Annotated in this window: 11 protein-coding genes and 1 riboswitch; all 11 genes read right to left on the bottom strand. The window is 44.0% G+C overall.

All coding sequences use genetic code 11. From position 1 onward, the window contains the following. Nucleotides 1-1,729 (bottom strand): AAA family ATPase (locus A3756_RS01545; protein ID WP_068552753.1); only part of this gene is annotated, 1,729 nt, incomplete at its 3' end. After that, the gene (locus A3756_RS01540; protein ID WP_068509167.1) at nucleotides 1,729-2,409 is read right to left on the bottom strand and encodes an energy-coupling factor ABC transporter ATP-binding protein; all 681 of its coding nucleotides are present in this window, start codon (nucleotides 2,407-2,409) and stop codon (nucleotides 1,729-1,731) included. The genes A3756_RS01540 and A3756_RS01545, both read right to left, overlap by 1 nt. Nucleotides 2,410-2,416: 7 nt before the next feature. After that, a complete protein-coding gene (cbiQ, locus tag A3756_RS01535; RefSeq protein WP_068509169.1) occupies nucleotides 2,417-3,211 on the bottom strand; it encodes a cobalt ECF transporter T component CbiQ in 795 nt (264 codons plus the stop codon). A gap of 1 nt (nucleotide 3,212) precedes the next feature. Beyond that, the gene (locus A3756_RS01530; RefSeq protein ID WP_082865028.1) at nucleotides 3,213-3,794 is read right to left on the bottom strand and encodes a hypothetical protein; all 582 of its coding nucleotides are present in this window, start codon (nucleotides 3,792-3,794) and stop codon (nucleotides 3,213-3,215) included. Then, entirely contained in the window at nucleotides 3,784-4,404 is a 621-nt protein-coding gene (gene cbiM / locus A3756_RS01525) for a cobalt transporter CbiM (protein ID WP_068510544.1), read from the bottom strand. The genes A3756_RS01530 and cbiM overlap by 11 nt, the downstream gene beginning before the upstream one ends. 11 nt (nucleotides 4,405-4,415) lie before the next feature. After that, a complete protein-coding gene (locus A3756_RS01520) occupies nucleotides 4,416-5,240 on the bottom strand; it encodes a DUF4198 domain-containing protein (protein ID WP_231872158.1) in 825 nt (274 codons plus the stop codon). A gap of 99 nt (nucleotides 5,241-5,339) precedes the next feature. After that, nucleotides 5,340-5,588: riboswitch (cobalamin riboswitch) on the bottom strand. A 907-nt stretch (nucleotides 5,589-6,495) separates the two neighbouring features. After that, on the bottom strand, nucleotides 6,496-7,719 hold the full coding sequence (locus tag A3756_RS01515; protein ID WP_068510546.1) for a tyrosine-type recombinase/integrase: 1,224 nt from the start codon (nucleotides 7,717-7,719) through the stop codon (nucleotides 6,496-6,498). Nucleotides 7,720-7,817: 98 nt separating this feature from the next. Then, a complete protein-coding gene (locus A3756_RS01510; RefSeq protein WP_068510548.1) occupies nucleotides 7,818-8,234 on the bottom strand; it encodes a type II toxin-antitoxin system HigA family antitoxin in 417 nt (138 codons plus the stop codon). Nucleotides 8,235-8,275: 41 nt separating this feature from the next. Beyond that, entirely contained in the window at nucleotides 8,276-8,545 is a 270-nt protein-coding gene (locus tag A3756_RS01505; RefSeq protein WP_068552752.1) for a type II toxin-antitoxin system HigB family toxin, read from the bottom strand. Between the two features lie 356 nt (nucleotides 8,546-8,901). After that, nucleotides 8,902-10,049 (bottom strand): IS3 family transposase gene (locus A3756_RS01500; protein ID WP_231875452.1). Its coding sequence is split into 2 segments (ribosomal slippage): nucleotides 8,902-9,815 and nucleotides 9,815-10,049, totalling 1,149 coding nucleotides; the frame shifts between segments, so codons are not numbered across the junction. A 60-nt stretch (nucleotides 10,050-10,109) separates the two neighbouring features. After that, on the bottom strand, nucleotides 10,110-10,427 hold the full coding sequence (locus A3756_RS01490; RefSeq protein WP_068510553.1) for a hypothetical protein: 318 nt from the start codon (nucleotides 10,425-10,427) through the stop codon (nucleotides 10,110-10,112). Nucleotides 10,428-10,640: the final 213 nt, after the last annotated feature.

Below are 10,640 nucleotides of genomic sequence, written 5' to 3'. Positions count from 1 at the left end.
CGGGTAGCCTAATTTGGCTGAGCGTTTCTCGGCTCCGACCATCAGACACTATATACGTCCGTATGTTTAGCCCTGGAAATTTCTGACTCATCGCTTCGCAATACCGAGCCGCTTCATTAACGCCTTCTATGATTGGTGTTCCACCGCCCGCTCGGAGCCCCTGCAACCAGTTCTCGATCTGTTTGGGCGCTCTCACTTTCGCCATGAGCGACAGTACTTGATTGTTACCAAAACCAAACACCGCAAGTTGCTCTCTGTTTAAGTAAGCCTCATTGGCGATCGCAGCAACAACACCTTTTGCACGTGCAAAAACGTCACCTTGTAAAGTAGAGCCCGAGGTATCAAACAAAACAACATGTAAGACTGACTGACCCAATTTTTGTTTCCGCATCTTGAGCTTATTAGGCGGCCACTCGCCAAAACTACTTAGCAGTGTGCCGAACCAATCAGGAAGTCGCCCGTCTTTGTTCGATGTTTGCCGGCCTATGGTAGAGCGCCCTTTTTGATTGGCAAACATCGAGTCTAACAATGCAGAGGGTTGGCTTATCGCACGCGCGTTTGATTTTGTGGGGATGGCATTCTCCGGTGATACAATACCGTTCATGCATTTTGGGTCCATACTCCCCCAATCACTGTCGGTACTATTTTGTTCGCCGGTATCGGCATCGCCCTTTGCGTCATTCTGGTTTGGTTGTCTATGTGAATCATCGGGTCGCTTAAATCCGGTTTCTGGAGAATCGTTGCCGGAGTTAGGATTACCGCTTCCGGAATCACCTTGAGCTGGTGGTGGCGCGTCGTGCCTACGGCGGTGGTGCAAAACCAGCTCTGAAACCGCATCAAGATCATCCAAGATGACCTCTTTTCGACCTTGCCAAGCGGCGTGCGCGCGAGCTGTTCGATACCAAACGATATCTGCTCTTAGTCCATCTACCAACGCATCTTCACAACGTTGTGCAATTTCAATTCGAATGGAGTCAGAGCATGCCACACCCTCTAAACGCTTTCTTGCTGAAACTACCTTAGCGATCAGTGCTTCTTGCTTTTCTTCATAGGCAAGAGTAAATGCTTCTGGATCGGCATCAAATGCTTCGCGCGTTTTAACGATGGCAACACGCTCTTCTACCGAGTAGCGGTTAGCTAAATCGACTGCCAAACCGAAACGGTCGTGTAACTGGGGGCGCAATTCTCCTTCATCAGGATTCATCGTGCCGATTAATAGAAACTCCGCCTTGTGTTGATGGCTGATGCCATCGCGCTCTATGTAATTGACACCACTTGCGGCGACATCCAAAAGCAGATCTACAAGATTGTCAGGCAATAGATTAACTTCATCGACGTATAGAACGCCGCCGTTGGCTTTACTTAGTAAGCCAGGTTGGAAATCTAAGGACTTGTCACTCAGCACTTTTTCCAAGTTCAGTGTACCGACCAACATCTCTTCACTCGTCCCTAAAGGCAAAGTAACAAAGGATGGTGAGTCACTGCCTAAGCGCGCATCGTCGTAAGGCAATAGACTAGCCAAAGCCCTAGCAAGGGTGGATTTTGCTGACCCTCTTGGGCCAGTGATAACGACACCGCCGATGGACGGATTGATAGCCACGAGAATAAGCGCAAGCTTGAATGAGTCTTGGCCGACCACTGCACTAAAAGGCATGTCTAATCTATCTGAATTATGCGCATAGTTCATAAAAGAGTCTCTCAAGTTTTCTTGGGCGGAAGTAAAAGCCATTAAGCAATCTCAGTTTCCGACCAAGCTTCTATTTCAATCATTCGCGCAGACTCTAAACGAATATGTCGCGTCGCGATTTTAGAAACAAACTCTTCATCATGTGAGATAACAAGCATTGCTTGCGGCAAGGACATCAAGACGTCGAGCAAGCGTTGTCTAGCTTCGTTGTCGAGCGCGTTTGTCGGTTCATCTAACAACAACACTTCTGGCTCCATGGCCAGTACCGATGCCAATGCGACCAAGCGTTTTTCGCCCCCCGAAAGCTGATGCGCAACTCGCTTCTCAAATCCTGCCATGCCAAGCGACCTAAGTGTTTGCTTGGCCTTTTCGAAGGCCCGCTCTCTGGTTTTTCCTAGATTTAGCGGGCCAAATGCCACGTCCTCTAATACAGTGGGGCAAAATAGTTGATCATCGGGGTCTTGAAATAGAAAGCCCGCCTTCGCGCGTACTTCAACAAATTCAGACTCTTGCTTTCTAAACTTGCCAAAAGCAAATACATCACCCGACTTTGCTTTTTTTAGCCCTACCAGTAAATGTAGAAACGTCGTTTTGCCCGCTCCATTCGGCCCCGTGAGCGCAACCCGATCACCCGAGTAGAGAGAGAAATCGACATGAGATAATACTTCCCCTCTTCGTGGGTAGCGGTAGCTTAAGCCTCGTGTTTCAATTAGCGCTTCCATAAAAGCCTCAAAGCAGGTTGATAAGAATTAGAGAAATCAAGAACGGAACGCAAACGATGATCAAGCAGTAATCGCGTGCGACTAACTTATCATCATCCAACAAATAGAAGCGGCCGTTGTAACCACGACACTTCATTGCCTCCATGATTCGCTCTGAACGTTCAAGTGCATGGATTAAAAGCATTCCCACTAAATAGCCAATTGAGCGCCATGTGTGCGTATCCATTCGCAGTACAAATGCCCGCGCCTGCATCGCACGTTTCATGCGTTTGTATTCCTGACCAATCACGTCGAGATAACGTACCGTAAACAGAAGCAAATGAACGAGCTTATCGGGTATACGTAACCGTGCTAAAGCATGCCCGAACGTTGTCGCATTCATGGTGCCCACAACAGCAAGTAAAGACAGAACAACGGTATTCGCTTTAACGGCAATCAATACCGCGTGGACCAATCCATTCTTACTCGCCGTCAACTCCGATATTTCGAAAAGCACATCATCTTCCCCAGAGACAGGCGTCGTAAATGGCAGCATAACAATCAGAAATATCATGAACATATCCATCGCCAGGACGCGTCTAAACGTGCGCTTGAGATTTAACTTCGCCAAGAAAACAAGAGCACACGCGATACCCAATTCGACGAGCACAACATTGAGTTCTTTCGACAACACAACAATGCAGGAAAAAACAGCCACCCAAATAATTCGGACTCGAGGATCGAACGAGTCGATCACCGAATCTTCATGCTTCAGCCTCTGCCCTTTCCACGAAGTGCCGCTGTGTTCGAGATTCTGTGGCACCTTAACTCGCCTTATTCTTTGTAGATTGATTTCGCTGCGTTAGCCAAATACCGATACCGCATAAGCCAAAGATGTAACCAATGCCACCCAAAGCATCCCGAAATGATGCTTTCTCTTTGTAGGCATTCAACTCTTTGCGCAAGGGCTTAATTTGTTTTGCGACAGCCTTTTCGATCAATGCTTGTAAGTCATTACCCACCAACATCTGTCCTCGAAGGTTTGTTTCCAGAGCGTCGGCAGATTCCACTGCCATAATCTCGCCTAAGGTATCCGATAAGTCTTCAGCGTTTAAAACTGTTTCAAACACGTGGCCTGCCCCTAGGTTCGCGTAAATATGATGATCAATCCGCTTCGTCGCTTCGAATGTAAAGAAGCCCTCCTCATCCGTTTCGACCAAAACAATTTCTTGACCCTGGAGATCACGAACCATTACCTTAGAGCCTAGTGGTGCCATCTCTCCATTGGAAAAACCTATTTCGCCCTCAACATCAACACCAATGGTATAAACGCCGCCCAGTACGTTATGCGCGACACTCTGCGAACTGACGAAAACAAGGAAGAGCAAACAAAGATTACGTATCATCCCAATCCTCCGATATACGCAGGAGCTCAGGTTTAACTTGTCGAATCAGCAAGACAGCCGCGCCGGTAACAAAACCTTCTAGGATCATAATCGGTATATGCGCCAATACGGTCGCTTGAGCCGCGAGCACAAACGCCTCTCCAGATAATGCCAGGGAGCCCGCAACTAACAATGTAGTTAGTAGAATCGCACCGGCGCCACCAATCGCGCCCCATATCGCAGCTAAATTTGTGTTCGGAGCAGAGATCCCTCTATGACATACGTAGTACATCAGCACAGCCGGTAGTGCGATATTAAATGTATTGACACCGAGGACAACGAAGCCGCCAAAGCCAAAGAAAACAGCTTGCAACAGCAAGGCAACAAGCAACGCGGGAAAAGCCGCCCAGCCAAGTGCCAGGCCAATCAAGCCGTTTAAAATAAGATGAACACTAGAAAAACCAAGTGGGAGATGGATATATGAGGCAACGAAAAACGCAGCCGATAGTACGCCGACTTGAGGTAAGTGGTCGTAATCGAGCTTCTTTAACCCGATCGCCACCCCCACTACACTAAGTACAACACCAGCTGCTAGAACCGGCGCCGCAAGCGCACCATCAACTATATGCACGTTGGCACCCTCTACTTAAGTTCATGGGCTTGCACCCAAATGACAGCGTCTTGAGACAGCTCTTTACCTTTAAATTTCTTTTGTGGCCCTACGCCCAGCGCAGCAAAACCCCATTGACCCGCCTTCGGTATCGCAAACGTGAATGTTCCGCTAGCATCGGCATAAATTGTCATCGTAATAAATGCTTCTGCAGGAACTTGAATCGTGGGATCACTAGAGAACGCATTCTTTGACATTTCAGGTAAATAGTTGATGTATTCAACTTCGATTTCCGCAAAAGGTACGGGCTTTCCGTGACTTCGCACAATGCCAGTGAAGCTTCCGCCCTCATAGATCGCGTAGGGTTTCGTAAGGGGCACGATTTCAGCTGGCAAGTTTAAGTCACTTTCCCAATCGCTTGGCAGGCTGCCTACATTGATAATGGTTTTTGCGAACTGTTGGATAAAAACATCTTCGCTTTTCTCCAAATATGGCGCCATTTCGAAGACAAAGATATTATCGCCTAAGCCTTTCAGCTTAACTGAAGACTCGTAAGAAATGCCCGTATTCTCGGCACTGGCCCAGTTACTTTCTACCAGCTTTGTGCTCAGATCTTTCTTCTTGCCTTTTTTGATGTGATAGAACGCAAGCGGCTTATCAACAGCCATCACATAACCATTGGCTGCTGGGTGGGTAAAGGGCATTCTCAATTCCACTATGCCGCCTTTGCTTCTTAATAGGTCAGGGGTATAGATCATTTGAAAATGTGCATTCGCAGTCGATGCAATCGTTAGCCATAAGCTAATTGCAACAACCCATTTGGTTAATAAGAGTAATGACTTACTATGAATTTTCAATAACTTGCTCCGCCTAGAAATAAGTATCAGCCGGAGTCGAGAAGGGAAAAAGTAATAGGATCGGAAGACATTATTACCTGATGAAGCCCTCCGCAACACCTGTATAACAGATCATCAGGTTGGTATCCGGACTCATCAGCTAGGCGCTAAACGCACCTAATCACTTCACCTTCCCACAAGTTTTAAAAGGAGCAAAACCTTTTAATTCACCTGCAGTGGTATACGAAGCGATATAACCAATTTACCGTTGCGGGGGGCAGTGTCGGGTTCATAGTTAAACTCACCGACTTCCCAAATTGAAAAACAGTTCAAAGAACGATGTTTTTCACTCATGTCGTTAAACATGACCTAAGATCAAGCGCGAACTGTACTCATTAAGAATTGGTCTGTCAATTGAAAACCTTGTCTTGAAGTGAAGATGTCTAGTTTCGGGACTCCTTAAAATTTAGTGCTTTTCAGTCAGGTTTGACATAAGTGCCAATACCTCAAACTGATACAAACTACTCACTAATTCGCTTTAGAGGTGTGCTTTGTAACATTTCCGGAGCAGACAAAAGGTAGAGCTTTGTGCTCAAAGCCTGCATTCAGTCAGAGCTGAAGTCGGCTGTTTTATCCTCATTTGAAAAATGTCCTCTGAACGTCTTACTTAGGGACAAAGTGCTAGTTTGAAAATTTCTGCTTCCTCATCATTGCAGGCGCAGACGATTACTATACGAAACGCTGCTTTTTGAAGAAAGGAAAAGAAATTCCCTACCCTGACTTTTGTCTAAATAGTCTATTAAACACAACGGATGAATACTTAAGATTCACAAAATTCAGTCAACCCCTTGCCCGATATATAAAAGTCATTTACAAACAATGTCAACCAAATCTAAAGGACTGGTTTTCCAATAAAAGGTGATGTAGGCATTTAAGAATAATAAAGATTGGCTATGTCAACGAAGATAATATCCTTTCCCTCTTGTGATTCTTAGTAATTAAATTGACTTTATAACGACTAACAAAACGAGGATGAATTAATGTCGCCCAAATTAGTATTTTAGTTGAATTTAAGTGAAACAAATCAAACTGAAGGTAGTTTCGATAAAAGTTTAGTACTTTAGTTGGAGGTATTCATCTAAGTGATTGAATCTTGATTCATGGAGTTTAGTAATTTAGTTGAACGTGCAACTTGTTTTCGGGTGAAATGACCGGCAAATACAGACTAACCGATTGGTTTTATTAAGCTTTAGGCTTCAGAATTTTGGTTCCAAAATCAAACTTCTCGAGATTTTCCGCTCTCAGCGCGTTTTTTGGCGCTTGTTTGAACATAGACCGTGTCAGTGGTAGCCATACTTGAATGCCCCAGGTCTTCCGAAACATCCTTAAGGGCGCGGCCTCGTTCAATCTCCATGCTTGCGCCTGTATGACGCAGCCAGTGAGGTGAAACATCTTTGAAAATTTGCGCTGCTTTCTCTCCTGATCGAGACCTCATAGTCTCGTAGGTTTTATCGAGCACCTGATGGACAAGACGCGCTAGTTGTCTACCACTCATACCTCCAGCCCCACGAATTTTCTCCACAATTGGTTGCTTGTCCTGTCTACCAGGCAATGCAGGCAAGCCACGCCATAGCCGATAACGTTCTAAATAAGGCAGGAAGCTATCTGGGACAGAAATGTCGCGAATTTTCTTTCCTTTACCGTATATCTTGAGCCACCAGTTTTTCTTATCGTCTTGCCAAAAGTGGCTCATAACAGGTATCCAGTCGTCACGCTCAGCTAATTCAGAAATTCTCAAAAACATTGTTTTCATTGCAGCCAATAAAAAAATATTCCGCTCAAAGAGTGAGTCTTCGTCAGCCATTTTTTCAGCCGTAATTAGTAGTAAATCCCATTGTGCCTGGTCTAGCCGCTTTGTTTCTTTTACCTGTGCATCCTTAACTAATCGCTTACAGTCTTTTTTTGCAAGACCTGCCGGATTTCCTAATGCTATTTCGCTCTCCATTAAGTGTGTGTAGAAACCGCTTATAGCAGAAAACATGGCAAGTATAGATTGCTGTGAAGGCCTGTATTTCTTTTTATCAGCATCACTACCTTCGGCTATATATCTAAAAGGCCTCCAGCTTTTATTAAATTCGTACAGACCAGCAGACGGTACAAATTTATCCACATTGGCTAGACCTATCCAAGTTTGCGGTGGCTTAAAGAAGAACTCTGAATAATCAAGTAAGTCATTCTTTCTAAAATCGACAGCAGGCTTTTCTGCCACCAAAAAACTCCACAGCAAAAATTTTTCTATGTCAGAACGGAATCTAATGTAAGTATGCTCAGATTTGTTTCTGCCAAGGAAAATCAAATACTCTCGCGCCCAATCCCAGTGTTCACGGCACCACTTAGGGTTGTCGTTGAAAAACTGATCTAGCTGTGGGTAATCACGCCAGTCAAAGTCTTTAAGCTCGTTGTATGCTGGGAATAAAGGGATTGATCTTGGAGTTGCCATAGGACTTAACGCTTTATGAGTAAAGACTAGATTAACTCATACACTATGTCCAATAATAGATCTTATTGGACACTTTAAAGATTAACTGTACAGCCTGGTCAGAAAAATAACGACGGACTGATTTCGAAACGTCTTGAAAGTTTTTCAATATGCTCTTTAGTAAGTGACCTCTTCTCGCTACATATCATAGATACTGAACTTTTCGGGCCAATCTCATTTTTAAAATCTGACATAGTTAAGTTATGCTGATCCATCAGCAATCGCAACATGGATGCGCCTGCATCTTTAGACTCGATACTAGTGTTAAAATCATGAAACTCAGGGGCTTCTTCTTCATACGCATGAATTTTTGCCCACAAGACATCAATAAGAAGCAAGTTTGCATCATAGTCCTCAATAAGTTCATCCATAAGCAAAAGTGCCTCTTGATGATCTTCCTGTGAATGTATACCAGCGATAAATGGCATCTCACTCTGTAATTCATGCGCAAGCTGTGTAATGTGTTGTATGTTCATTTCAGCTCCTTTCTTCTATAACGGTTTGTGAGCCGATCATACTATTTATGGTCGACAATGTATTTTACGTAAACACGTTGATGGCGGAACTCAATGAATGCGATAAGTCTTAGGTTATTACCGCCTAAATCAACTACCCACCATTTATCTTTGTACTTAAAGTTATCTAGCGACGGCACTGCCTTTTTTAGTACGTGATGATCTTTAAACTTCCCACTCTTAAGTAGTCGATAAAAATCTTCTATCGCATTGGCATCGTTTGGGTATTTCTTGATAGCTTCAACGAATATACCTCTGGCAATAACATGCATAAAACTTCCATTAGTTCGCAATATGTGAACAGTGTAAGGCATATGGCTCTTGTTCGCAATATGTGAACCGGGGCCATTAATATTTTGTGTCTGCGCCCTACTCTTTTGGAAAACTAGAACATTGGCCTTGCGGGTAAACCGTTCATAGGATCCAAGAAAATTTTTCTCGATATCTTACATTACCTAAAAGAGGAAAACCGACATAACGCGAGCATCGCTTTCCATGCCTATTTGCCTGGCTTTTCTTATATTACAAAAGACCCGAAAGCCGACATAACACTTTGCTAAGTTGGCTGATCATTCTTTATTCGATATCCTTGTGTCATCAACACAAGGATTGAATCGACCAGCTTTAACTAAACACTTTTCTGTTTGAATTCTTCTAACTTTTCATAAGCCAGTGGAGGCATATTATTAGCTTCCCCATGCTTACGTCTAGAGTTATAAAACATTTCAATGTAATCAAAAATATCTGCTCGTGCGTGCTCTCTTGTTGAGTAGATTTTCCTCTTTACTCTCTCACGCTTGAGAAGCTGAAAGAAGCTCTCCGCTACTGCGTTATCATGGCAATTTCCTCGCCGACTCATACTCGCTTTAAGGTTGTGAGCGCTTAGAAAGTCATTCCATTCGTAACCCGTAAACTGACTGCCTTGATCAGAGTGTATTAACACCTGGTTCCGCGGCTTTCTTCGCCACACTGCTGCAAGAAGAGCTTGAGTAACAAGCTCGGATTCCATTCTTGAGCTCATAGACCAACCAACTACGGCACGAGAATATAAGTCCAGTACCACAGCAAGATAGAGCCAACCTTCGTGAGTTCTGATATAAGTAATATCAGTCACCCAAGTTTGGTTTGGCATGGCTACAGAAAACTGGCGATCTAATACGTTGCTTGCGACGATTGCGGGTTTGCCGCCATAGTGGCCTCTATGCCTTCTGTAACCTACTTGAGCCCTGATTCCTTCCTGCTTCATCAATCGTGCAACGCGATGTTTGCAGCAGGTTTCACCTAAGTCACGCAGATCGCTCGTTACTTTCCGGTAGCCGTAAACACAACCACTTTCCAACCAAGAATGCTTGATAAGCCCTGTCAGTCGTTCATCTTCAATCTGGCGCTTTGACTTGGGCTGATTCAGCCAAGCATAAAAGCCACTCCGCTGAATAGAAAGCGTCTCACACATCAATTTGGCAGGGTAATTGTTGAGCCTTTTTTTTACGAACGCGTATTTTTCTTTGACTCGCCCGCGAAAAATACGGTTGCTTCCTTTAGGATGTCGCGTTCCATCGTGACACGCTTAAGCTCTTTTTCTAGCTGCTTAATTTTGTTTTCGTGGTCGAGTTGTTTTTTGTGTTCATCACTATCTGGACCATGCACTTTCATCCAGTTGTAGAGCGAACTGGCAGTTATACCAAGCCGTACAGAAACGCTAGAAACTGAATGGCCATGTTCGGTAACTTGCTTAACTGCTTGGATCTTAAATTCTTCGGTAAATCGCTGAGACATACTTTCTCCTTAATACACATAATTATAAAGCAATTAAGCGTCTAAAGAAGGCTGGTCGATTCAGATTGCTAATAAGCATAATACGATTGAACCTATTACCAAGTTTTGAATATGCCTTGTTTTGTGATTAAAACTATCGATGGCTTCGCTTATTTTCGAATCTGTCTCTTTACTAGTGACATCAATATCTTTGTTACTAGCAACTTTAAAAGCAAATAAAACAACTATAAAAAAGAACAATACTGGGAAGAAAATGCTTTTGAAAGATGGCTCAATATTAGCCCAATCAATTTGAAAAGCTGCGTATGCGAATACTGCGATACCAGACACAATAATGATTACGGCCGCCAATCTATTATTTACTTCCTTGTTCAGCAAAATTCAGATTACCTTTTACGTATAGACATAATGACTCCCCACGTCCCAAAAGAGTGCTGACCTCCTATCGTGGGTTAGCAAAGCCAGAGCCATAATATATGTGTCATACCATATAAGCGGAGGCCAGCACCATGAAAAACAATACCATAATTTTTGTCGGATTGGACACCCATAAGGAGTTCACCGAAGTCGCATATTGCGAAGATCAACGAG

The sequence above is a fragment of the Oleiphilus sp. HI0086 genome (assembly GCF_001635225.1).
This window is presented reverse-complemented; position numbering and strand designations above follow the sequence as displayed.

Bases quoted from the DNA above. Each gene is read 5' to 3' on its own strand.
- A3756_RS01510 (WP_068510548.1), bottom strand. From the start codon at position 8,234: ATGAACATACAACACATTACACAGCTTGCGCATGAATTACAGAGTGAG.
- A3756_RS01505 (WP_068552752.1), bottom strand. From the start codon at position 8,545: ATGCATGTTATTGCCAGAGGTATATTCGTTGAAGCTATCAAGAAATAC.
- A3756_RS01540 (WP_068509167.1), bottom strand. From the start codon at position 2,409: ATGGAAGCGCTAATTGAAACACGAGGCTTAAGCTACCGCTACCCACGA.
- A3756_RS01515 (WP_068510546.1), bottom strand. From the start codon at position 7,719: ATGGCAACTCCAAGATCAATCCCTTTATTCCCAGCATACAACGAGCTT.
- A3756_RS01530 (WP_082865028.1), bottom strand. From the start codon at position 3,794: ATGATACGTAATCTTTGTTTGCTCTTCCTTGTTTTCGTCAGTTCGCAG.